Here is a 21,664-nt window from a genome sequence, read left to right on the forward strand (position 1 = left end):
CATCATGGATCTCGATGACACCGACCTCGAGTTCCGCCGCGAGGTCCGAACCTGGCTGCACGACAACCTTCCCGGCCCGTTGTCCTCAATGGACACCGCTGGCGGCTTCGAGCAGCATCGGGAGTGGGAACGCACGCTGGCCAAGGCACGGCTCTCGGCCGTCTCATGGCCGGAAGAGCACGGCGGCCGCAATGCCTCGCTGACGCAGTGGCTGGTGTTCGAGGAGGAGTACTGGGCGGCCGGCGCGCCGGGCCGGGTGGCGCAGAACGGGATCTTCCTGCTGGCCCCGACCCTGTACGCACACGGCACCGAGGAGCAGCAGAACCGTTTGCTGCCAAGGATGGCCCGGGCCGAGGACATCTGGGCCCAGGCCTGGTCCGAGCCCGAGGCGGGCAGCGACCTCGCGGCGATCCGCAGTCGCGGCGTCCGCACGGACGGCGGCTGGCTGTTGACCGGCCAGAAAACGTGGAGTTCGCGGGCGGCGTTCGCGGACAAGGGTTTCGGACTGTTCCGCACCGACCCGGAGGCCGAGCGGCATCGCGGCCTGACGTACTTCCTGTTCGATCTCCGGGCCCCGGGCGTGACCGTGCGGCCGATCCCCCAGCTGGACGGGGAAGCCGGCTTCGCCGAGATCTTCCTGGACGAGGTTTTCGTGCCGGACGCCGACGTGCTCGGCGAGCCCGGCGCGGGCTGGCGCGTCGCGATGAGCACCGCGGGCAACGAACGCGGCCTGTCGCTGCGCAGTCCGGGGCGATTCTGCGCGGCGGCGGATCGCCTGCTCAAGCTGTGGCGCGAGGTCGGCGATCCGGCCGATACCGCACTGCGCAACAAGGTTCTCGACGCCTGGATGGGCGCGCAGGCCTATCGCCTGCACGTCTTCGGCTCGCTGGACCGGCCGATCGGTGCGGAGGCCAGCGTCACCAAGCTGTTCTGGTCGCAGCTCGACCTGAGCCTGCACGAGACCGCCCTGGAGTTGTTGGGCCCCAACGCCGAACTCGCCGGGCAGCCAGGATCCTGGCTCGACGGCTACCTGTTCGCCCTCGCCGGTCCGATCTACGCCGGCACCAACGAGATCCAGCGCAATGTCGTCGCCGAACGACTGTTGGGGCTGCCGCGATGAAGTTCACCCTGTCCGACGAGCAGCGCCAGTTCGCGCAGGCGCTGCGGGACGCCCTCAAGCAGTCGACCGCGTGGGAAACCCTGCTGGCACTGGGTGTGCACGAAGTCGAGACCGCACCGGACCTGGTCGTCGCGTTCCTCGAGCTCGGCCGGGCGGCCGTGCCGGGGCCGGTGGTGGAGTCGTTCGCCGTGCTACGGGAACCGAAGGCGACGCTGGCCTGGCCGCCGCACGTGCCGTACATAGTCGACGAGGCCGAAGACACCTACGCGATCGTCGACGGCGTCCGCCATCGAGCGATCCCTGAGGAGCCGAGGAAGTCGGTCGATCCGACGCGACGCCTGCACACCTTCCGCCTCGGCGAAGCCATCGATCAGATCGACGCCGAAGCGTTCAACCGAGGTGTACTCGCCTGTTCAGCCCAGCTGATCGGCCTCGGCCGGACGCTCCTCGAACGGACCAGGGACTATGCCTTGCAGCGCAAGCAGTTCGGCAAGACCATCGGAAGCTTCCAAGCGGTCAAGCACCAGCTGGCGGATGTGCACGTCGCCCTGGAACTGGCCGAGCCGCTGGTCTTCGGCGCAGCAGTCACACTGAACACCCGGGACGTCTCGGCGGCCAAGATCGCCGCCGGCACAGCGGCGTACCAGGCGATGCGCACGGCATTGCAGGTGCACGGCGCGATCGGCTACACGTCCGAGCTCGACCTCAGCCGCTGGATGCTGAAGGTCCGGGCGCTGGTGACGGCGTGGGGAACCGAGGCGTACCACCGAGAACGGCTGATGGCGGCGCTATGTCCCTGATCGAGGAGCAGCTCGCCCTCCAGGACACCGTCGCCCGGCTGCTGGCCAAGGACCCGGACGACCTGTGGCCCAAGCTGGTCGAGATCGGCGCGGCGGGCCTGGCCATCCCCGAGGAGTACGGCGGCAGCGGCGCGTCGCTGGCCGAGGTGCAGATCGTCCTGGAGCAGCTCGGCCGCACGCTGGCCGCCGTCCCGCTGCTGGCCACGGCCATCGCGGCCGAGGCCGTCCTCGCCAGCGGCGACAACAACTGTTGTCAACGCATCCTGCCGGCCATCGCCGCAGGTCAGGTGGCCGTGTGGGCCCCGGAGTCGGAGAAATACCTGCTGGACGCCGACCGTGCAGAGGTACTGCTCATCGGCCGTGCAGGCCTGCTATACGAGATGCGGCCCGACCAGGTCGACATCCAACCACTGAAGGCCATGGACGAGTCACGACGCCTGGCCACCGTGTCCGTGGCCGAGCCGACCGGCCTGATCGGCCCCTACGACGAGCAGCGGGTGCGGAACTTCGCCCTCTCGGCCCTCGCCGCCGAGCAGGTCGGCACGGCGGCGAGATGCCTGGAGATGACCGTCGAGTACGCCAGGCAGCGCGTACAGTTCGGGCGGCCGATCGGCAGCTTCCAGGCGGTCAAACACCGCCTGGCCGACATGCACGTGCTGGTCGAGACCGCCCGCTCGGCGGCGTACGACACCGAGCACCCGGTCGAGGCCAAGATCTACTGCTCCGAGGCACTGGAGCACGTGGCCGCCGAAATGGTGCAGCTGCACGGCGGGATAGCCATCACGTGGGAACACGACGCCCAGCGCCTCTTCAAGAGAGCGCACGGCGCCGCGTTCCTGTTCGGCCATCCCGCCGAGCACCTCCGCGCGTATCAGGTGCGGGGATAGCCGAGTCTGAGCACGACCTGCGGCACCAGGTCGGGACCGATCACCTGCCGGGCCACGTTCGGCCGCACCGGCAGCTGGCAGCCGAGCAGCCCCCACACCGTGCCCATCAGCAGCACGGCGCTCAGCGCCGCCCCGGCGGCGAGCTCCTCACCGGGCCGCCCACCGATCACCACGACCACGCCGGCATTTTCCACCGCTTTCGTGCGGCGGAGCAGCCGCAGGCGAGTCTCGTGATCCAGCACGACATCCAGTTGCGCGCCCTCGCCACGGGCCTGGGCGGCGAGTCGGTTCAGCACCGTCCACGGCACCGCCGTCTCGCTGAAATCGGCGTGTTCACCGGCCCGGACGCTGATCGCCGCGGCCATCGCCACCTGCTCGGTCGTCGGCTGCTGCCGTACAGCTCGAATCGAGGCGATGTGGGTCGGATCGGACGGCGTCGTGCCACGGCTGATCAACGCGCTCCAACCGGCCGCGGCCAGGGCGATCCGCAGGTGATGCAGCACGGCGCCCACGCCGAGCAGCACGGCCGACGGGCTGTCGGGCACGTCGACGTGCAGGTGGGCGGCGCCATCGGTGAGCCGCCACTGGTAGCCGCCCTCGTGGGGGGCGAGGTCGGCGAGGTGCAGCACGGACCGCAGCACGGTGTCGCCGCGGGGCACCACATTCGTCATCGTCACGAGCACTCCTGACGTCTGGAGAGGGCTGCCCCCAACTGGCGGGGACCACCGCATCACGACGAGGTTGCGGCAGGGTTGCGTCAGGACTGCGGACCGACCATTTAGGGTATCCCCCGACTGTCCAAGGAGGATCAGACGTGCACGCAGCCGACCTGGCTACGGCCCGCCACCTGCTCAGACCTCGGCGCGTGGTGGTGCCGCACCTGGCCGAGGCCGAGGCGCTCATCGACCACCTCATGCTGCCCGGCGCGGGGGCCAACCTGTACAAGGAGCCCGACGAGCCGAACATCGTCACCTGGGGCACGCCGGGCGAGCCGTCGACGTGGTCCAACCAGAGCCAGTGCGCCTCGTTCGTGACGGCCGTGCTGCGGCGGGCCCACCCGTCCTGGGCCCGCTCCCGGTTCTTCACCAGGCATTTCGGCAGCGCCAGCCCGTTCGCCCGCGACTACCAGCGGGTTTTCGCCGAGGGCGGGGCCGGCCGTATCAAGCCGGTGCGCCGCGTGGCCGACCTGCGGCCCGGCGACCTGATCGCCATCGACTACGCCAACGCGCAGGACACCAACACCGGGCACGTGGTGATGGTGCGGCGGATGCGCGGCGTGTACGTGGCCCCGAACCCGGGCCTCAACTTCGACGGCGAGATCCAGTACGCCGTGCAGGTGGCCGACTGCACCGCCGAGCCGCACGGCCTGGCCGGCGTCGGCAACTACGAGGACTTCCCGGACACGCGCATCGTCGGCGACCAGCAGGCGCAGGGCGTCGGCTACGGCCACATGATGTTCTACGCCTCCGAGCTGACCGGCGAGTTCACCCGGTACCGGTGGAGTGTGAACACCAGCTCGACAGGCGCGTTCAGTGTGATTGAACGCCCCGTCTCGGCGGCCAGGGTCACCGCCGGCTGAGCGTGTCCACCAGCCGTTCCAGCGACACCGCGAACCGCTGCGCCTCCTCGTCCGGCCAGTCGGCGGTCGCCGCCTCGAGGTGACCGACCAGCCGGTCCCGCATGGTCTCCACGACCTGGTCGCCGGCCGGGGTCAGGCGCAGCAGCGTTGCCCTGGCGTCGGCCGGGTCGGGGACCCGGTCGACCAGGCCGGCCTGCTGTAGCCGGCTGGCGTAGCGGGTGGTCGCGGTGCGGTCGATGCCGATCTCCAGGGCCAGGTTGGTCGCGCTGATCGGCTGCCAGCGGGCGATGCCGCTGAGCACCGGATAGGTGGTGGCGTCCACCCCGTCCAGGCCGGCAACCATGTTGTCGTACAGGTGGGTACGGGTGCTGCGTCGCAGCAGCTGCCCGATCGCGGCTTCGATGCGCGCCGAGGTGGTCCGGGACGACATTCGCGGCAGCGTAGCCGCACCGTTGCCCGGCCGGAACACACCGCGCTGATCCCGTGGTCGATCGGGAGGCCCGGAACGCCCGAGATGTCGGCGCGTCCCACGGCCCCGGATCCCCTGGTCGAAGGGTGCACTCCACCGTTCGGACCCTTGACACGGCCGGTGGTCTAGTCCAATTGTGATCAGGCCGTCGCCATGTTCCGCCCCCGCCGTCATTACCCCATCCCGCCCACCGCCGTCACATCCCACCCGCCCACCGCCGTCACATCCCACCCGCCCACCCAATTGGAGCAAGGATGCGTTTGAGAACGGCACTACTGAGTGCGGCCGTGGCGGCCGTCTCGGTATCCGGCCTGGTCGCGAGCGCCGACGCCGCGACGGCGCCGAAGGCCACTCCCCTGCCGACGCATGTGTTCGCCCCGTACTTCGAGACCTACCAGGCAGGCCAGAGCCCCTCGGCGATGGCCAAGCAGGCCGGCGTCAAGTACCTGACCTTCGCCTTCCTACAGACCGCCAGCCCAGGCTCGTGCACCCTGCTGTGGGACGGCACCACCGCCATCGGCTCCGGCACCTTCGGCACCGAGATCGCCGCCCTGCAGGCGGCCGGCGGCGACGCCATCCCGTCGCTCGGCGGCTACACCGCCGACACCACCAACACCGAGCTGGCCGACAGCTGCACCGACGTCTCGAAGATCGCCGCCGGCTTCGAGAGCCTGATCACCACGTACAACATCAGCCGCATCGACCTCGACGTCGAGGTCGACTCGCTGAACAACTCGGCCGGCATCGACCGCCGCAACAAGGCGATCAAGATGACCGAGGACTGGGCCGCGGCCAACGGCCGCAGCATCCAGTTCTCCTACACCCTTCCGACCCTGCCGACCGGCCTCGACACCGGTTACAACGTGCTGTCCAACGCCGTGCAGAACCAGGCGCGGATCGACGTCGTCAACCTGATGACGTTCGACTACTACGACAACCAGCAGCACGACATGGCCAAGGACACCCAGACCGCGGTGGCCGGCCTGGTCAACCAGCTCGGGCAGCTCTACCCCGGCAAGACCGAGGCGCAGCGCTACGCCATGGTCGGCGTCACCGAGATGCCCGGCCGCGACGACTACGGCACCGGCGGCGAGACCGGGCCGCCGGAGATCTTCACCGCGGCCAACGCGACCACCGTCTACAACTGGGCCGTGTCCAAGGGCATCAACCTGCTGTCGTTCTGGGCACTCCAGCGTGACAACGGCGGCTGCCCCGGCACCGGCGGCAGCGACACCTGCTCCGGCATCACCCAGAACACCTGGGACTTCAGCCATGTGTTCGCCCCGTTCACCAGCGGCAGCACCCCGCCGCCGCCGGTCAACGACTTCTCCGTCTCGGTGACGCCCGGCTCCGCCGCCGTCAACCCCGGCGCCGGCACCACCGCGTCGGTGAAGACCGCCGTGACCTCCGGCTCCGCCCAGAACGTGTCGTTGAGCGTCAGCGGCGCGCCGGCCGGCGTGACCGCCTCGGTCAGCCCCAGCTCAGTGTCGGCCGGCGGAACGGCGACACTGACCGTGAGCACGACCTCGGCCGCCGTTCCCGGCAGCTACCCGCTGACGATCAACGCTGCCGGTTCTTCCGTCAGCCATTCGGCCACGTTCACCTTGACCGTCAACGGCACCACCCCGCCCCCGCCGCCCGGCGCCATCGTCAACCCCGGCCTGGAGACCGGTTCGTTGAGCCCGTGGACCTGCCAGTCCGGCGGGGCCGTCGTGTCCACTCCCGTGCACAGCGGCACCCATGCGCTGTCCGTCGCCGCCACCAACAGCCAGACCGGTGAGTGCGACCAGACGATCACCGTGTCCCCCAACGCCAGCCACCAGCTGACCGTGTGGGTGCGCGGCAACTTCGCCTACGCCGGTGTGAAGGGCGGGGCCAGCGGCGAGACCTGGACCTCGTCCAGTGGCTACACCCAGCTCACCATTCCGTTCACCACCGGCGCTTCCGGGACCGTCACCGTGTATGTGCACGGGTGGTACGCCCAGGGCACCGTCTACGCCGACGATTTCGCCGTCTCCTAGTGCTGTCGGTCCCCACCCGGCTCTTCGTGATCCGGGTGGGGACCGTGGGAACCGGCCTGCCATGATCCGCGTCAGAGTCGGGGACCCACTGGGAGGGATCATGCAGGACCGTGTGCACGGCACCGTCATGCCCGTGCTGGACATCATGCTCAATCCGGGCGAAACGGTGTGCGCCGAGTCCGGGGAGCTGTCCTGGATGACCGCGAGCATCCAGATGAGCACGTCAACGCAGGGCGCCGGCAGCGCCGGCGTTTTCGGCGCGTTGAAGCGAAGCCTGTCCGGCGGCACGTTCTTCATGACCAATTACACGGCCATGGGCCAGCCCGGCTCCGTGTCTTTCGCCGCCCACCTGCCCGGCCAGATCTTCCCCGTCGACGTCGCGCCGCAGCCCGGTTACGGCTACCTCGCCCACCGCCGGTCGTATGTCGCCGGCACTCCCGGAGTCACCCTCACCACCGGTTTTCAGCAAAGGCTCGGCGCCGGCATCTTCGGCGGCGAGGGCTTCTTGCTCCAGCGCATCGGCGGCCAGGGCCGCGCGTGGTTGCAGCTGTCCGGCGAGGTCATCCCGTACGACCTCCAGCCCGGGCAGGTGATCCGGGCCCACCCTGGGCACATCGGCATGTTCCAGGACACCGTCCAGTTCGGAATCACCACGGTTCCCGGTATCCGCAACAAGCTCTTCGGTGGCGACGGCATCTTCCTGGCCGAGCTCGCCGGTCCCGGACGCGTGTGGCTCCAGTCCTTGCCGATCGACCGCCTCGCGCACTCGCTCGTGCCGTACCTGCCGCAGAATGAGGGTGGACGGCCCAGCCTGTTCAACAACTAGGGGTGGAAATGACGGCGATGCCCACGCAGGACGACGTGCTCGGGTACTTCGACACGCTGTCGAACTGGGGACGGTGGGGCGACGACGACGAGCGCGGGACGCTGAACCACATCACGGACGGAGTCCGGGTGGCGGCGGCGAAGGCGGTGCGGCACGGCCGGAGCGTGTCGTGCGCGTGGGAAGTGGCCGTGCCGGAGGAGATGGAGCGGGCGACGACGTCGTGCCCGTGCGCGGCCGAGATGCCTGGGGCCGAGCACATGCCGGAGGCGTTCCACAACGATCGGCGCTGGGGCTACTCATCCGAGCGGCTCGGCATCACGTTCCACGGCAACACGGTCACGCACCTCGATTCGCCGTGCCACATCTTCTGGGACGGCGCGACCTACAACGGGCGGCCGCACTCGATGGTCGACGCCGCAACGGGATCGTCGTGGGCGGCGGTCACGGCGGCGGCGAACGGGATCGTCACGCGCGGGGTTCTCCTGGATATAGCGCGGGTTCGCGACGTGCCGTGGCTGGAGCCGGGGCAGGGCGTGCATCCCGAAGACCTCGAGGAAGCCGAACGTCGCCAAGGCATCCGCGTTCAACCCGGTGACGCGGTGCTCCTACGAACCGGCAACGGGCGCGCACGGCACGAAGACGCTCCGGGAGGCGGCTTCGCGCAGACCGGCTGGCACGCGTCCTGCCTGCCCTGGCTGCACGAACGGCAGGTCGCACTCATCAGCTCCGACACCCCACAGGACGTCCAACCATCGGGCTACGACAACATCCTGATGCCGATCCACGCCGTCGGCCTCGTCGCGATGGGGCTGTGGATGGTCGACAACTGCGACCTCGAAGCGTGCGCGGCGACCGCCGCCGAACTCGGCCAGTGGGACTTCCACCTCGCCGTCGCGCCGGTCCGCTTCGCCGGCACGTCCGGCAGCCCGGTCAACCCGATCGCCACCTTCTGACCACACCGGTCAGAAGGTGGCGAAACGAGAAGCTCACCGCAGGCGCTCGACCTTGACCTCGTCGTCACGGAAGCGGGCGCGCAAGGGCTTCTTGTCGAACTTGCCGACCGTCGTCTTGGGGATCTCCTCGACGAAGGTCCAGTTCTCCGGGACCTGCCACTTGGCGACGCGGGCGGCCAGGAAGTCGGCCAGTTCGACGGCGCTGGCCGAACCGCCGTCCCGCAGGACGACGAAGGCCAGGGGGCGCTCGTCCCAACGCTCGTCGGGGATGCCGATGACGGCGGCCTCGGCGACGGCGGGATGGCCCATGAGGTGGTTCTCGAGCTCGACCGACGAGATCCACTCGCCGCCGGACTTGATGACGTCCTTGGCCCGGTCGGTGATCTGGAAGAAGCCGCGCGAGTCGACGGTGCCGATGTCGCCGGTGCGCAGCCAGCCGTTGTCGAACTTCTCCGGGGCGTCGTCACGAAAATAGGAGCCGGTGATCCACGGGCCGCGGACCTCGATCTCGCCGACCGCCTCGCCGTCCCACGGCAGGACTTCACCGAGGGCGTCGACGATGCGCATCTCGACGCCGGCGGCGACACGGCCGGACTTGAGCCGCCACGCAAGATCCTCGGGCGTGCCCTCGGGAACGCCGGCCGGCGGCAGGGCCATGCCGCCGAGCGGACTGGTCTCGGTCATGCCCCAGCCCTGCACGATCCGCAGGCCGTACTTCTCGTCGAACGCCGTGAGCAGCGCCGAAGGAATGGCGGCACCGCCGGAAGTGCCGGCACGCAAGGAAGACAGGTCGATATCGGCCACCGCGCCGTAGTTGAGGATGGCGCTCCAGATGGTCGGCACGGCCGAGGCCAGCGTGGACTTCTCGGCGGCGATGAACCGGGTCAACTGGTCGGGCATCATGAACGGCCCGGGCATGTGCAGGGTGGCGCCGGAAAGGAAGGCGCCGTAAGGAAGTCCCCACGCGTTGACGTGGAACATGGGCACGATGGTCAACACGCGGTCGGCCTCGGTGATGCCAATCAGCGAAGCCGACAACACGGCCATCGCGTGCAGGTACGACGACCGGTGCGAGTAGACGACGCCCTTGGGATTGCCGGTGGTGCCGCTGGTGTAGCACATGGTCGCGGCCGACCGCTCGTCCAGCTCGGGCCACTCGAAGCCGGGCTCCTCGGCGCCGACGAGATCGGCGTAGCGCAGCACGCGGTCGCCGAGGGCGCTGGCGTCGCCGTCACCGACGACGATGAACTTCTCCACCCCGTCGAGGTCGGCCAGGCTGCGGGCGAGCAGCGGCACCAGGGTGTCGTCGACCATGACGATCTTGTCTTCGGCGTGGTTGACGATGTGCGACAGCTGTTCCGGGAACAGCCGGATGTTCAGCGTGTGCAACACCGCGCCCATGCCGGGCACGGCGAAGTACGCCTCCAGGTGCTCCTGGTTGTTCCAGCAGAAGGTGGCGACCCGGTCGCCGGCCCCGACGCCGAGCTTGCCCAGCGCCTTGGCCAGCCGCTCGGCGTTGGCCGCGATGTCGGCGAAGGTGGCCCGGCGGAAGCCGGAGCCGGTGTTCGTCACGCACTCGCTGCCGCCGTACACGGCGGCGCCGTGCCGCAAGATCGCGCTGATGGTGAGCGGGTACTCCTGCATGGTGCTGACGATCACGCGGCGACCTCCGTTGGACGACTCGGCGCTCCCACGCTAGTACCGACCAGTTGGTATGGCAACGGGCCTGCCCGTTCACCAAGAATTCATGACCCGATCCGGCCAACACCCGTTTCCCCGCACCGGCCCGGAGCGATGATCACCGAGGCGGCGCCGCCGCCACCGGATTCCTTGGGAGACAAAGGTGAAACGGCTGATCAGCATCGGCCTGGCCGCCGTTCTGGTGATCGGGGTTGCCCTCGCCGTCATCTTCGGCGGCGGTGGTGACACCGGCAGCACGCAGCTGACCACCGTGCGTGGCGTGATCGGTTCGGAGAAGCTGGCCTTCTTCAGCGACCAGCGGGTCAAGGACGCGTTCGCCAAGCACGGGTTGGACGTGCAGGTGGACCCGGCCGGCTCACGCCAGATGGCCACGCAGACGGACCTGTCGAAATACGACTTCGCCTTCCCGTCCAGCAGTCCCGCGGCCGACCGCATCCAGCGCGACCACTCCGGGGCGCACACCTACGCCCCGTTCTCGTCGCCGATGGCGGTGGCCACCTTCGCCCCGATCGTCGACCTGCTGACCAAGGCCGGCGTGGTGCACAAGGGCGCGGGCGACTACGACGTGCTGGACGTCGCCAAGTTCATGGAGCTCACCGCGAACGGCACGCGGTGGGACCAACTACCCGGCAACACCACGTACCCGGTGCGCAAGAACATCCTGATCACCACCACCGACCCGCGGGACTCCAACTCGGCGGCGATGTACCTGTCAATCGCCTCGTACGTGGCCAACGGCTTCGGCGTGGTCAACACCGCGCAGCAGGAGTCGGCGATCCTGCCCAAGGTGACGCCGCTGTTCACCAACCAGGGCTACACCCAGAACAGCACCGACGCGCCGTTCGAGGACTACCTGTCCGCCGGCATCGGCCGCAATCCGATGGTCCTGGTCTACGAGGCGCAATACGCCGATCGGCTGGTCCGCGACGACGGCTCGATCAAGCCCGACATGCGCCTGCTCTACCTGTCCCCCACTGTCTACTCCAAGCACACGGTGGTGGCGCTCAAGGGTGCCGGCGACCAGGTCGGGCAGCTGCTCACCACCGACCCCGAGCTGGCCAAACTGGCCGCCACCTTCGGTTTCCGCACGCAGGACCCGAAGTACTTCACGCCGGTCGCCACCGATCACAAGCTGCCGACCTCGCTGGTGGACACCGTCGACCCGCCGTCGTTCGAGACGCTCGAACGCCTGCTGGACGCCGTTGGAAAGCAGTACGGCTCATGAGCGAGCGGCCGCTGACCGCGGCGGAACCGGTCGGGACCGTGTCGACGGCCAGTGCGACGGGCCTCGTGCCGGTGCCCCAGGAGCGCCTGGACGAGCTGACCGACGACGCCGAGCGGATCGCCGCTGAACTGGGCGCGATGGACCCGATGGCACCGGATTTCACGGTACAGGTGGGCCAGGTGCTGGCGCTTGGCGAGGACGAGATGCGTGCAGCGGCAACGATCGCCGGCCGGCTGCTGGATCGGGCGGTGCAGGGCGTGAACCCGCCGGCCGAGCAGGTGAGCGTGAGCCTGACCGAGCTGCGGGAACGGATCAACGAGCTGGATCCGAACGGGCGCAAGGTGTTCGGCATCAGCCTGGGCAACCCGGCCAAGAAGCTGCTGGCGCGCTACCAGGCGGCCGACGCGCCGATCAACGCGGTGGTGCGCTCGCTGCGGGCCCGGCAGGACGACCTCAAGCGGGACAACGCGGCGATCCAGGGCGAGCGAGAACGCCTATGGGCGGCCATGGGCCGGCTGTCCGAGGCGGCGGCGATGGCCGGCGCTGTCGACGAGGCGATCGACCGTCAAGCGTCCATTATGGACCTTGCCGATCCGTCGCGGGCCAACACGATCAGGGCCGAGGTGCTCTTCCCCGTACGGCAACGGCATCAGGACCTGCTGACGCAGCTGGCCGTGTGCGTGCAGGGCTATCTCGCGCTGGACGTGTTGCGCCGCAACAACGACGAGCTGATACGGGGCGTGGACCGGGCGGCCGGCACGACGGTGTCGGCGCTGCGGGTCGCGGTCGTGGTCAGTGGCGCGTTGGCCGGGCAGCGCAAGGTGATCGACGAGATGGAGACGCTGCGGGCCACCACGGACGGGCTGATCAAGGCCAACGCGGACCTGATCGCCATGCAGGGCCAGCAGATCCAGCGGATCAGCACCGACCCGGCGGTCGGCATGGACGCGCTGCGGCAGTCGTTCGACCAGATCTACCGGGCCATCGACGACGTCGAGGGTTTCAAGGCCGCCGCCGCGACGGCGATGGCCACCACCGTCTCCGCACTGGAGGACGAGTTGCGCCGAGCCCAGGACCGCTTACGGGAGAACAGATGAGGACGCGGTTCATCGCACTGGCCGCCGTGCTGACCATGGCGCTGGCCGGCTGCTCCGGCGAGGCCACGGACCCGAAACAGCCGCTGGGACAACCGAAAGCGGGCGTCCTGCGGGTGCTGGCCGGCAGCGAACTGGCCGACATGCAGCCCATTCTGGACGAGGCGGCCAAGGCGACCGGGGTGCAGGTCAAGTTCACCTTCTCCGGCACGCTCGAGGGCGCGCAGACCGTCGTCGACGGCAAGGCCGACAGCGCCTACGACGCGATCTGGTTCTCCTCCAACCGTTATCTCACGCTGCTGCCCGGCGGCGCCAAGAAGCTCGGCACCCAGACGAAGATCATGAGCTCCCCGGTGGTGCTCGGGCTGCCGAACTCCGTGTTGCAGCAGCTCGGCTGGCAGGACGGCAAGGTCACCTGGTCGCAGATCGCCGAGGCGGCCGGGCAGCACAGGTTCACCTACGGCATGACCGATCCGTCCGCGTCCAACTCCGGCTTCTCCGCGCTGGTCGGCGTGGCGGCCGCGCTGGCCGGCAGCGGCAGCGCGCTGACCGCCGACCAGATCACCGCGATCACACCGCAGCTCAAGCAGTTCTTCGCCGCGCAGACGCTGAGCGCGGGCTCGTCGGGCTGGCTGACCGACGCGTACCAGAAGCGGGCCAGTGGCGCCGATCCCGGTCCGAAGGTCGACGGCCTGATCAACTACGAGTCGGTGCTGCTGGGCCTGCAAGGCCTGACCGTGATCCACCCGTCGGACGGCGTGGTCACGGCCGACTATCCGCTGACCCTGTTGGCGGCGGCCAACTCCGACGCCCGCGACTCGTTCCAGCGGCTGACCGACCACCTGCGCACGCCGGACGTGCAGCGCCAGATCATGGCGACCACGCACCGCCGGCCGATCGCGCCGCAGGTGCCGCTGGCCAAGGAGTTCACCGACGCCAGCCCGGTCGAACTGCCCTTCCCCGGCACCGAGCAGGCCGTGGACACGCTCGTCTCGGCCTACTTCGACAAGATCCGCCGGCCGTCCCGGACCGTGTACGTGCTCGACACGTCCGGCTCCATGGAGGGCGACCGGCTGGCCGGGCTGAAGGCGGCGCTGATCGGCCTGACCGGCGTGGACAACTCGCTGGTCGGCCGCTACCGGCAGTTCCATGCCCGGGAACAGGTCACGCTGCTGCCGTTCTCCGGCGCACCGGCCGCGCCGGTGACGATCACCGTCGACCCGGCCGACCGGCAGCCCGCGCTGGACCAGATCAAGCGGACCGCCGACGGGCTGGTGGCCGACGGCGACACCGCGATCTTCACCAGCCTCGAGACGGCATACCAGTTGCTGGCGCAACAATCCGACAGCGATCCGGACCGGTTCACGTCCATCGTGCTGATGACCGACGGCGAGAACACCTCGGGCGTCGGCCTCGACGACTTCAAGCGCTTCGTCGGCACGGTGCCGGACCGGCTCAGGGGCACGCCGGTGTTCCCGGTGCTGTTCGGCGAGGGCAGCCAGGACGACATGACGGCCATCGCGACGGCCACCGGCGGCAAGGTGTTCGACGGCCGCAGCCAGTCGCTGGCCGACGTCTTCAAGGACATACGAGGCTACCAATGAGATATCTGGCCTCGACGAAGAACATCGCCGGCTGCGTCGGCGGGCTGCTCGGGCTCGGTCTGCACTTCGTCGACGTCGGCGGCGCGTACTGGCTCGGCGTGGTCGCCGCGCTGTACGCCGCCGGCGCGCTGGCCGCCCCGCCGGAGAAGGTGCGGCTGGTGCCGCCGCAGCCGGCCGAGGAGGCCGAGGCGTTGCTGCGCGGGCTGGACGCGCTCGTGGCGCGGGTGCGCGGGCTCGGCAATCGGATGCCGGCCGAGGCCGTCGAACGGCTGGATCGGATCGCCGAGGTGCTCTGCGGCCTGTTGGCCCGTCCGGCCGAACTGAGCGCCTACCCGGACACGCTGCACGCGGTCGCCCGGATCGCCGGCGCCGACCTGCCGTTGACCGTGCAGGCGTTCCTGAACATGCCGTGGTGGTACGCCGTGACCCGACGCGTTGCCAGCGAGCCGAGCGCGACCGAACAGCTGCTTACCCAGCTTGACCTGCTGGAACAGGAGTCGCGGCGGATCGCCGAGGAGTTCTACGACGCCGATTCGCGCCGCCAGTCCGACCACACCCGCTACCTCAGGGACCGGGCGCGTCGCGACGAGAAGTGACCCGGTTAGCGTAACGTTCGCGCAGGTTGGCAAGATACGCGACACCACTGCACCGACTGCGGGAAGGAACTCGGTTGAACAACCAGACCTCCCAGGTGGACGACCTGCGCTTGGTGGCGACGCCGAGCGCTGTCAATGTCGCCGAGATGTTCGTCCGCTTCTCCCTCATGGAGTGGTCGCTGCGACCGCTTGTGCCGCTCGCGACACAGGTCGGCCGGCACATGGTCGCCGCCGTGGTGGACAACGCCGGCCCGGGGGTCGCCGGCTTCATGACCGTGCGGCTGCGATTGCAGGGCGACGGTCTCGTCGTCGAGGTCGAGGACGAGCAGGTGACCAGCCGCCCCGTGGTGTCACCGGAGGTGGCGGGCGCGCGCATTGGCATCGTGCCGACGGCGTACGGCACGCGGCTGTGGAGCGAGTTGCCGCTGCCCGGCAACATGAACGCCAAGTCGGTGCCGCTGCCGCGCCGCGAGCAGCGCCGTTCGCCCGCGGCCGAGGCGCTGGCCGACGAGCCGCTCGGCGTCGACCCGCAGGTGATGCAGCGGATCCTCAGCGCACTCGGTGGCCCGCAAGATTTTCGGATGTGACCGGTTTCGGCGGCCGAACCCGCGGGTAACCGGCCGCCGTGAATGTTGATCCCGACAGCCTCACCGCGCGGGGCCTGTCCCGCTACGTTTCCGACGTCGCCGCAACGCTGCGAGTGCCCCGGCACGCCGTGCACCACGAGGTGAGCGAGCTGTCCAGCGCTTACCTGGCGTTGCACCGCCGCAGCCCGATGTTCCCCGAGCTGGACCTCATGCTGCTGTGGGACGAGCGGCACGGTTGGTCCGTCGCGCTCGAGACCGCCCCGGCCGACGGCCCGGTGGTGCTGGCCTACCTCGGCGGCGACGTGCTCGCCGAGGCGGACGAGGTCCACCGGTTCGTCGAGGACGTGATCGCCGGCGAGTGTCCAGGCCGGCCCGACGCGCCGGTGGCGCTGGACAGCGAGCAGATCGAGGAACTGGTGTGGCGGCTGGCCGCCCGGGCCGAGGACGGCCTGGCCGCCTGACCATCCACTGTGGACATCCGGCTGCCCCGACGGGCAGGCCCCACCGCCCCGATCTGCGCTTCTTCAGACCGTCCGAACACGACCCGACGCCCCCCACACTGGATCAAGGATCCGCTGCGATGGGGGAAGCAATGGCCGACGGCACCATGCCCCAGGGGCTCGACCCCTTCAACGCCTCGTCGCTCCAGGTCGTGGACCAGTACGCCGACGGCCAGCAGAACGTGCTGTACCTCTATTCCGACCACCGCACGTACTTCCTGCACTGGGCCGGTTCACAGAACGGGCAGCACACCACGGCCGACACCGCGTACGGCTCGGCCTATGAGTGCTACGTCGCGATCGCGCCGACCACCATCCCGCTGCCGGCCGACGTGGCGCAGGTCTTCGACACCCTGAACCAGCTGACGGTCAAGATCGCCGACCTGTCCGCGAGCGTGGTGCAGGACTCCGCGGCCGTGGAGATCTGGGCCGAGCGCGTGCAGAAGGTCGCCGACGTGTTGGTGTTGCTGGGCGCGATCCCGTTCATCGGCACCGGGGTGTCGGCCATCGGCGTCGCACTGCATGCCGCGACCGTTGCCACCGAGGACGTCGCCGCGAAGGTGATGCAGGTCGGGTGGAGCGGCCTCGAGACCGCGTTCCACCTCGACGACTGGTCCACGTGGGTGTGGCAGCACCGCACGGTGTCCGACGAGTGCCGACAGGCGATCGAGTACGCGGGCCACGTCCTGTCGGCCCTCGGCCATGCCCTACTCGAGGCCGTCCGACCCTGACGGCCTTTTCGTTGGCGATGATCGGACTCGTACTGGCTGCCTATGGTGGTCGCCTGAGCCTGCCGCGGACCAGCAGCACCGCCAGCGCCGCGATCACCCCCAAGCCGGCCATCGTGCCGCCGTAGCCGATGCTGCCTACGGCGAAGCCGGCGATGGGCGGGCCGAGCAGGCTGAACGAGGACGTCGACAGCGAGATCGCGCTGTTGGCCCTGGCCCGCAGCTCCGGTTGGACAACGGCGACCAGCCGACTGCCCAGGGCCAGCCGCAGCGCCGGCGCGACGAGCCAGCCGAGACCGAGGCCGATCGCGACAACAGGTGTTGTCGGAGCCAGGCCGACGGCGGTGAGGCCGGCGAACCACAGGCCGCCGTGCAGGCCGAGGATCGCACCGACCGGAAGCCGGCGGTGCAGTCGTTCCGCGACAAGGGATCCGAGCAGGCCGCCGACCGATTGCGCGGCCAGCGCGATGCCGATCGAGCCCGCCGGGAAATGGACGATGGTGGCGAGAACCCCGGCCGTCAGCACCAGGTTCAGCACGCTCACGTACAGCGTCAGCCGGCCGAGAAGCCGGTCCGCGAGCACGGTTCGAAGGCCGCCGCGGATCATCGCGAGGGTGCGGGCCGGCTGCGGCGCGACGGTCAGCTTGGTCGAGATCAAGGCCAGCAGCAACGCCGACACGAGGTAGCTGCCGGCATCGGCGGCGAACGCCCAGGCCGGTCCGGCCGTGAACAGCACCGCGCCGAGCAGCGGGCCGATCATGGCCAGCACGAAGTCACGGGACTGGTTGCGGGACATGGCCCGGGCGAACAGGTCTTCGCCGACCAGATCCGGCAGTGCCGCGGCGGACGCTGAGTCGAAGATCACGGACAGCGCGCCGACGGCCAGCGCGATGAGGCACAGCGACCACAGCGCCGCGCCGCCGACGGCGGCCTGCCAGACCAGCAGGCCGACCAGCGCCGCGCGAAGGACGTCCGTGGCGACCATGACGTGCTTGCGGTTGAAGCGATCGCCGACCACGCCGGCGTGCAGGGCGAACAGGAGACCGGAGCCGTAGCTGCACACCGTCACGAGCGCGACCTCGGCCGGATTGCGCAGCGCGTGCTTGGCGAACAGCGGCAGCGCGATGTAGCTGACCTGGGAGCCGAGGATCGAGCTCGCGCGTGACCACCAAAAGAGCAGGTAATCCTTGTTGCGCCAGAGCGTTGCGGTCAAGGAGCTACTTGGCTGCCGCCGCGGTGCGGATGAAGCGGACCAGGTCCTCGATGTCGTAGCCGAGCTGCTGGCCGCGCGAGGAGGCCATCAGCAGCAGCTGGCCGACGATGGTGGCGCCGAAGCCGTCGCGACCGTCCGGGGCCCACTCCCACAGCTTCTCGATGCCGAGATCGGTCATCAGCAGGCCGTGCGCGGTCCGCACCTCGTGGCAGACCTCGGCGACGGCGTCGAGCAGGGTGGGGGCCTTGCGTTCGCAGCGCAGCCCGAACAGGCCGCCGAAGTCGTCGGGCACGCAGCCCTCGGGCGGGTCGGCCTTGATGGCGTCGTAGATCGGGTCGTCGAAGTCGGGCGCCGGCCACGACTGGGTCACGTGCAGGAGGTGGAACTCGTGGCTTGGCTCGACCACCTTCTACCTCCTCCGCCGACCCGGATCAGACGAGGATACCGCCTGTTCAGCGCCATGGGGTGGCCGTCATTCCGGCGCCGCGGCCCGGATCGCCGGCCGGTCGGACGGTGTCGCCGAGCAGCCCGCCGAGCCGTTACGCCTGGTAGTCGAATGATCGCTGTGCGCGGGTCGACCGATGCTCAGCGTGACGACCGCCGGATCACCGCGGTCGGCACGTGATCGGGAACATCACTGGAATGGCTGCATCGGCGGCGAGACCGCGGACCCGTTGTCGGAACGCGCGTAAACCTTTACAGTTACGGGCGGCCCGCCGCCGCGACCCTCACCGAGGAGGAACAAGTCGATGGCCGGCGCGCTTTCCCGCAGGCAGTTGATCCAGCTCGGCGTGACCGTCACCGGCGCGCTCGGACTGGCCCCGTGGCTCGACGTCCGCCTGGGCTCAACCGTGCCGACGCTGCCGTGGCCGGCGGCGAACGACATCGTGGCCAACACCAAACTGCCCGTGTTCCCGGACCGCACGTTCAAGGTCGCCGACTACGGCGCGGTGGCCGACGGCAAGACCGACAACACCGCCGCCTTCGCCAAGGCGATCTCCGCGGCCAACGCTGCCGGCGGCGGGCACGTGGTCGTGGCCAAGGGCACCTACGTCACCGGCGCGATCTACCTCAAGAGCAACGTGGACCTGAACCTCGCCGCAGGCGCCACGCTCAAGTTCAGCGGCGACGCCTCGAAGTTCCCGACCGTGCTCACCCGCTACGAGGGCATCGAGTGCATGAACCGCTCCCCCATGATCTACGCGCACGGCGAGCACAACATCGCCGTCACCGGCAGCGGGGTGCTCGACGCGGCCGGCACGTCGTCGTGGAACAAGGGCAGCGACCGCGCCTACCTGGATGGCTTGGTGGCCAAGGGCGTTCCGCCCGAGCAGCGGGTTGTCCCGGGTTCCGGGCACAACATGCGGTCCACGTTCATCGAGCCGTATTCCTGCGACACCGTGCTGATCCAGGGCGTCACCCTCAAGAACCCCATGTTCTGGCAGCTGCATCCGACCTTGTGCCGCAACGTCACCGTGGACGGCGTGAGCACCGATCCGAGCACCGCTCACTCCAACACCGACGGCTGCGACCCCGAGTCGTGCGACCACGTCGTGATCAGCAACTGCAACCTCGGGGCGCACGACGACAACATCGCCATCAAGTCCGGCCGGGACGCCGACGGGCGGCGGGTCAACGTGCCGTCGCAGAACATCGTCGTGGTCAACTGCACCATGAACGGCAACTGGGGCGCGATCACCTGCGGCAGCGAGCTCACCGGCGGCATCCGCAACGTCTACGCGTACCAGCTCAAGGTCACCGGTGCCACCAAGTTCGCCTTGTACGTCAAGTCCAACACCCTGCGCGGCGGCTTCGCCCAGAACATCAACCTGGACAGCATCAGCGGCACCTTCGACCGCTCGGTCGCGTTCGTGACCATGACCTACAACGGCCAGACCGGCAACTACCCGCCCAAGTTCGGGCCGTTCAGCATCACCAACAGTTCGAGCACCAAGGTCAACGGCAAGGTCTTCGACGTCAGCGGCCTGTCCGGCGACCACGTCGCCGGCTTCACCGCCCAGGACTGCGCCTTCAACGGCGTCTCCGACACCTCGAACACCCTGTCCAATGTGGACGGTCTGAAGCTGGTCAACGTGAAGGTCAACGGGAAGAAGCTGGGGTGAGGAACTTCTCCAGCTGTTCAACGACGAAGGCGTGGTCGTCGGCTTGAGGTAGGCCGGAGACCGTGATCGAGCCGACCACGCCGACGTTCCTGATCGTCAGCGGGAACGAGCCGCCGTGGGCGGCGTACTCGTTCGGGTCGAGGCGGGACTTCTCCTCGAAGGTTCCGCCGCCGGCCCGGAAGTGGCAGCCCACCTGGTACGAGCTGTGGCCGTAGCGGCGGACCACCCGCACCTTGCGCTCCACCCAGGCGTCGTTGTCGGCCGCCGTGCCCGGCAGCGCGGCGTGGAACAGCCGCTGGCCGTTGCGCTCGATGGACACGACCACCGGCAGCCCCCGGTCCCGCGCCGCGGCCACCATCTGCTGGCCCAGGGCCCAGGCTGTGTCGTTGTCGAAGCGGTCGAAGACCAGCCGCCGCTCCTGCTCGAGCAGCACCGCGAGATCGGGATCAGCCATGCCCTGACTTAATCAACAGTGTTGCAAAAAGGCAAGGGGACACATGCCGATGGCCCCGCCGCGCGGCGGGGCCATCGGTTTCACACCGGTCAGCCGATGCCGTTGAAGATCTTCGAGTAGGCGTAGCCGACCTTCTTGTCGTACGAGGCGACCTCCCAGAACGCCAGCAGGCTCACGCCGTTCGACTTGGCGAACGACAGCAGGGTCTTGGCGTTGGCCTGGGTGAAGTTCTCGTTGTCGTCGTTCTTGCCGGCGATCGGCGTGAGGCCGATCAGGGACCAGGCCTGGGCCGACGAGACGCCGTACAGGCTGGCCAGCTGCTTGGCGGTGCCCTTGGCCGCGGACTCGGCGTCGTTGAGGGCGTTCTCGCCGTCACCGAAGTCCATGGTCATGATGTTCACGGTGCTGACCTTGACGCCCTGGGCCTTGGCGTCCTTGAGCAGGTTGAGCGCGTTGCTCGGCAGGCCACCCGGGTCGACCGGCAGGGTGAAGTCGACCTGAACCGACGGGTCGGCCTTTTGCAGGGCGGCCAAGGCCTGGTTGCGACGGGTGATCGAGGCCTTGTTGTCCAGCGGCCCGCCCTCGATGTCGAAGTCCAACCGGTGCACGTTGTTGGTCTTGACCACGTTGGCGTAGGCGGCCTGCAGGCTCGACACGCTGGTGCAGGTCAGGGCCAGCTCACCCCCTCGGCGCCGCCGAAGGAGATGATCACGTCGCCGCCCTGGGACTGCAGCGAGCTGATCTGGGACTTGAACGCGCCGACGGCGGAGCCGCCGGCCTCCCACTGCGGCGTGCAGCCGCTCTTGGGAATGAGGAACGCCAGCGTGTAGTGGCTGACGCCGGAAGCGCTCTTGTCCGCGGCCATCAAGCCGGCCGTGCTGCTGGACAGCTCCAGGTAGGGCGCGGCGAACTTGGCCGGGAAGGACTTGGGCGTGGCCGCGGTGGCATCGGTGGTGCCGATGGCCAGGGCCGCGGCCGGCAGCAGGGCCGCGGCGGCGATGGTGACGGCGCGACGAACTGCGCTAACCATGGGCAGGGTTCCTTCCTTGCAGGGACGAGGAAGGCGGCGGTTGTACAGGGTTCCCGCCGTGAAGGCTCCCATTGTTAGGAAACCTTCCTGACGGTTTAAGCAGACGCTAGGGCCACCGCCCCCACCCGTCAAGACAGCTGTCGGGTTGGCGCGG

The 21,664-nt window shown here is 69.3% G+C and carries 23 protein-coding genes; 15 read left to right on the forward strand and 8 right to left on the reverse strand.

What is annotated here, in order from left to right; translation table 11 throughout:
* Positions 1–4 precede the first annotated feature (4 nt).
* Genes M3Q35_RS12960 through M3Q35_RS12970 form a run of 3 tightly spaced genes read left to right on the forward strand, consistent with a single transcriptional unit; the run spans position 5 to position 2,807 of the window.
* Positions 5–1,120 (forward strand): acyl-CoA dehydrogenase family protein, encoded by a 1,116-nt coding sequence (locus M3Q35_RS12960; protein ID WP_273941972.1) that lies wholly within the window; start codon positions 5–7, stop codon positions 1,118–1,120.
* Complete coding sequence (locus M3Q35_RS12965) at positions 1,117–1,920, forward strand: acyl-CoA dehydrogenase family protein (protein WP_273941973.1); 804 nt, start codon at positions 1,117–1,119, stop codon at positions 1,918–1,920. The genes M3Q35_RS12960 and M3Q35_RS12965 overlap by 4 nt, the downstream gene beginning before the upstream one ends.
* The gene (locus M3Q35_RS12970; RefSeq protein WP_273941974.1) at positions 1,911–2,807 is read left to right on the forward strand and encodes an acyl-CoA dehydrogenase family protein; all 897 of its coding nucleotides are present in this window, start codon (positions 1,911–1,913) and stop codon (positions 2,805–2,807) included. Before M3Q35_RS12965 ends, M3Q35_RS12970 begins: the two co-directional genes overlap by 10 nt.
* Here M3Q35_RS12970 and M3Q35_RS12975 read toward each other — a convergent pair.
* Positions 2,792–3,484 carry a hypothetical protein gene (locus tag M3Q35_RS12975; protein ID WP_273941975.1) on the reverse strand — a complete coding sequence of 231 codons (693 nt, stop codon included), beginning with the start codon at positions 3,482–3,484 and terminating at the stop codon, positions 2,792–2,794. The genes M3Q35_RS12970 and M3Q35_RS12975 overlap by 16 nt on opposite strands.
* Before the next feature lie 137 nt (positions 3,485–3,621).
* Between M3Q35_RS12975 and M3Q35_RS12980 the strand changes: the two genes are divergently transcribed.
* Positions 3,622–4,386: a hypothetical protein gene (locus M3Q35_RS12980; protein WP_273941976.1), complete on the forward strand. Its 765-nt coding sequence runs from the start codon at positions 3,622–3,624 to the stop codon at positions 4,384–4,386.
* On the opposite strand, the gene M3Q35_RS12985 is transcribed toward M3Q35_RS12980, so the two are convergent.
* A complete protein-coding gene (locus M3Q35_RS12985) occupies positions 4,373–4,816 on the reverse strand; it encodes a MarR family winged helix-turn-helix transcriptional regulator (RefSeq protein ID WP_273941977.1) in 444 nt (147 codons plus the stop codon). The genes M3Q35_RS12980 and M3Q35_RS12985 overlap by 14 nt on opposite strands.
* A gap of 293 nt (positions 4,817–5,109) precedes the next feature.
* Here M3Q35_RS12985 and M3Q35_RS12990 point away from each other — a divergent pair, with 293 nt between their 5' ends.
* From M3Q35_RS12990 to M3Q35_RS13000, 3 genes are all read left to right on the forward strand, one after another.
* On the forward strand, positions 5,110–6,876 hold the full coding sequence (locus M3Q35_RS12990) for a glycosyl hydrolase family 18 protein (protein ID WP_273941978.1): 1,767 nt from the start codon (positions 5,110–5,112) through the stop codon (positions 6,874–6,876).
* A 100-nt stretch (positions 6,877–6,976) separates the two neighbouring features.
* Positions 6,977–7,702 carry a TIGR00266 family protein gene (locus M3Q35_RS12995; protein WP_273941979.1) on the forward strand — a complete coding sequence of 242 codons (726 nt, stop codon included), beginning with the start codon at positions 6,977–6,979 and terminating at the stop codon, positions 7,700–7,702.
* Between the two features lie 8 nt (positions 7,703–7,710).
* Positions 7,711–8,655 (forward strand): cyclase family protein, encoded by a 945-nt coding sequence (locus M3Q35_RS13000; RefSeq protein ID WP_273941980.1) that lies wholly within the window; start codon positions 7,711–7,713, stop codon positions 8,653–8,655.
* A gap of 33 nt (positions 8,656–8,688) precedes the next feature.
* Here M3Q35_RS13000 and M3Q35_RS13005 read toward each other — a convergent pair whose 3' ends face one another.
* On the reverse strand, positions 8,689–10,311 hold the full coding sequence (locus tag M3Q35_RS13005) for a long-chain fatty acid--CoA ligase (RefSeq protein ID WP_273944324.1): 1,623 nt from the start codon (positions 10,309–10,311) through the stop codon (positions 8,689–8,691).
* Positions 10,312–10,498: 187 nt separating this feature from the next.
* On the opposite strand from M3Q35_RS13005, the gene M3Q35_RS13010 reads away from it, so the two are divergent.
* From M3Q35_RS13010 to M3Q35_RS13040, 7 genes are all read left to right on the forward strand, one after another.
* Positions 10,499–11,581, forward strand: coding sequence for a hypothetical protein (locus tag M3Q35_RS13010; protein WP_273941981.1), 1,083 nt, complete (start codon positions 10,499–10,501; stop codon positions 11,579–11,581).
* Entirely contained in the window at positions 11,578–12,678 is a 1,101-nt protein-coding gene (locus M3Q35_RS13015) for a toxic anion resistance protein (protein ID WP_273941982.1), read from the forward strand. Before M3Q35_RS13010 ends, M3Q35_RS13015 begins: the two co-directional genes overlap by 4 nt.
* Positions 12,675–14,279 (forward strand): VWA domain-containing protein, encoded by a 1,605-nt coding sequence (locus tag M3Q35_RS13020; RefSeq protein ID WP_273941983.1) that lies wholly within the window; start codon positions 12,675–12,677, stop codon positions 14,277–14,279. Before M3Q35_RS13015 ends, M3Q35_RS13020 begins: the two co-directional genes overlap by 4 nt.
* Positions 14,276–14,875: a hypothetical protein gene (locus tag M3Q35_RS13025; RefSeq protein ID WP_273941984.1), complete on the forward strand. Its 600-nt coding sequence runs from the start codon at positions 14,276–14,278 to the stop codon at positions 14,873–14,875. The genes M3Q35_RS13020 and M3Q35_RS13025 overlap by 4 nt, the downstream gene beginning before the upstream one ends.
* A 74-nt stretch (positions 14,876–14,949) precedes the next feature.
* Complete coding sequence (locus M3Q35_RS13030; RefSeq protein WP_273941985.1) at positions 14,950–15,462, forward strand: ATP-binding protein; 513 nt, start codon at positions 14,950–14,952, stop codon at positions 15,460–15,462.
* A gap of 38 nt (positions 15,463–15,500) precedes the next feature.
* On the forward strand, positions 15,501–15,923 hold the full coding sequence (locus tag M3Q35_RS13035; protein WP_273941986.1) for a DUF6292 family protein: 423 nt from the start codon (positions 15,501–15,503) through the stop codon (positions 15,921–15,923).
* Between the two features lie 119 nt (positions 15,924–16,042).
* Entirely contained in the window at positions 16,043–16,693 is a 651-nt protein-coding gene (locus tag M3Q35_RS13040) for a hypothetical protein (RefSeq protein WP_273941987.1), read from the forward strand.
* 40 nt (positions 16,694–16,733) lie between these two features.
* On the opposite strand, the gene M3Q35_RS13045 is transcribed toward M3Q35_RS13040, so the two are convergent.
* A complete protein-coding gene (locus tag M3Q35_RS13045; RefSeq protein ID WP_273941988.1) occupies positions 16,734–17,903 on the reverse strand; it encodes an MFS transporter in 1,170 nt (389 codons plus the stop codon).
* 4 nt (positions 17,904–17,907) lie between these two features.
* Complete coding sequence (locus M3Q35_RS13050; RefSeq protein ID WP_273941989.1) at positions 17,908–18,309, reverse strand: hypothetical protein; 402 nt, start codon at positions 18,307–18,309, stop codon at positions 17,908–17,910.
* Between the two features lie 343 nt (positions 18,310–18,652).
* Here M3Q35_RS13050 and M3Q35_RS13055 point away from each other — a divergent pair, with 343 nt between their 5' ends.
* Positions 18,653–20,026 (forward strand): glycoside hydrolase family 28 protein, encoded by a 1,374-nt coding sequence (locus tag M3Q35_RS13055; protein ID WP_273941990.1) that lies wholly within the window; start codon positions 18,653–18,655, stop codon positions 20,024–20,026.
* Here M3Q35_RS13055 and M3Q35_RS13060 read toward each other — a convergent pair.
* The 3 genes from M3Q35_RS13060 to M3Q35_RS13070 form a co-directional block, all read right to left on the reverse strand.
* Entirely contained in the window at positions 20,004–20,480 is a 477-nt protein-coding gene (locus tag M3Q35_RS13060; protein ID WP_273941991.1) for a heme-degrading domain-containing protein, read from the reverse strand. The two genes, M3Q35_RS13055 and M3Q35_RS13060, sit on opposite strands and share 23 nt — an antisense overlap.
* A gap of 89 nt (positions 20,481–20,569) precedes the next feature.
* The gene (locus M3Q35_RS13065) at positions 20,570–21,136 is read right to left on the reverse strand and encodes a glycoside hydrolase family 18 protein (RefSeq protein ID WP_273941992.1); all 567 of its coding nucleotides are present in this window, start codon (positions 21,134–21,136) and stop codon (positions 20,570–20,572) included.
* 11 nt (positions 21,137–21,147) lie between these two features.
* Positions 21,148–21,510, reverse strand: a complete 363-nt coding sequence (locus M3Q35_RS13070; RefSeq protein ID WP_273941993.1) for a glycoside hydrolase family 18 protein — start codon at positions 21,508–21,510, stop codon at positions 21,148–21,150.
* Positions 21,511–21,664: the final 154 nt, after the last annotated feature.

It is taken from the genome of Kutzneria chonburiensis (genome assembly GCF_028622115.1).
Taxonomy (GTDB): Bacteria; Actinomycetota; Actinomycetes; order Mycobacteriales; family Pseudonocardiaceae; genus Kutzneria; species Kutzneria chonburiensis.

Bases quoted from the DNA above. Each gene is read 5' to 3' on its own strand.
- M3Q35_RS12960 (WP_273941972.1), top strand. From the start codon at position 5: ATGGATCTCGATGACACCGACCTCGAGTTCCGCCGCGAGGTCCGAACC.
- M3Q35_RS12965 (WP_273941973.1), top strand. From the start codon at position 1,117: ATGAAGTTCACCCTGTCCGACGAGCAGCGCCAGTTCGCGCAGGCGCTG.
- M3Q35_RS12970 (WP_273941974.1), top strand. From the start codon at position 1,911: ATGTCCCTGATCGAGGAGCAGCTCGCCCTCCAGGACACCGTCGCCCGG.
- M3Q35_RS12985 (WP_273941977.1), bottom strand. From the start codon at position 4,816: ATGTCGTCCCGGACCACCTCGGCGCGCATCGAAGCCGCGATCGGGCAG.
- M3Q35_RS12990 (WP_273941978.1), top strand. From the start codon at position 5,110: ATGCGTTTGAGAACGGCACTACTGAGTGCGGCCGTGGCGGCCGTCTCG.
- M3Q35_RS12995 (WP_273941979.1), top strand. From the start codon at position 6,977: ATGCAGGACCGTGTGCACGGCACCGTCATGCCCGTGCTGGACATCATG.
- M3Q35_RS13000 (WP_273941980.1), top strand. From the start codon at position 7,711: ATGACGGCGATGCCCACGCAGGACGACGTGCTCGGGTACTTCGACACG.
- M3Q35_RS13015 (WP_273941982.1), top strand. From the start codon at position 11,578: ATGAGCGAGCGGCCGCTGACCGCGGCGGAACCGGTCGGGACCGTGTCG.
- M3Q35_RS13020 (WP_273941983.1), top strand. From the start codon at position 12,675: ATGAGGACGCGGTTCATCGCACTGGCCGCCGTGCTGACCATGGCGCTG.
- M3Q35_RS13025 (WP_273941984.1), top strand. From the start codon at position 14,276: ATGAGATATCTGGCCTCGACGAAGAACATCGCCGGCTGCGTCGGCGGG.
- M3Q35_RS13040 (WP_273941987.1), top strand. From the start codon at position 16,043: ATGGGGGAAGCAATGGCCGACGGCACCATGCCCCAGGGGCTCGACCCC.
- M3Q35_RS13055 (WP_273941990.1), top strand. From the start codon at position 18,653: ATGGCCGGCGCGCTTTCCCGCAGGCAGTTGATCCAGCTCGGCGTGACC.
- M3Q35_RS13060 (WP_273941991.1), bottom strand. From the start codon at position 20,480: ATGGCTGATCCCGATCTCGCGGTGCTGCTCGAGCAGGAGCGGCGGCTG.
- M3Q35_RS13070 (WP_273941993.1), bottom strand. From the start codon at position 21,510: ATGGTTAGCGCAGTTCGTCGCGCCGTCACCATCGCCGCCGCGGCCCTG.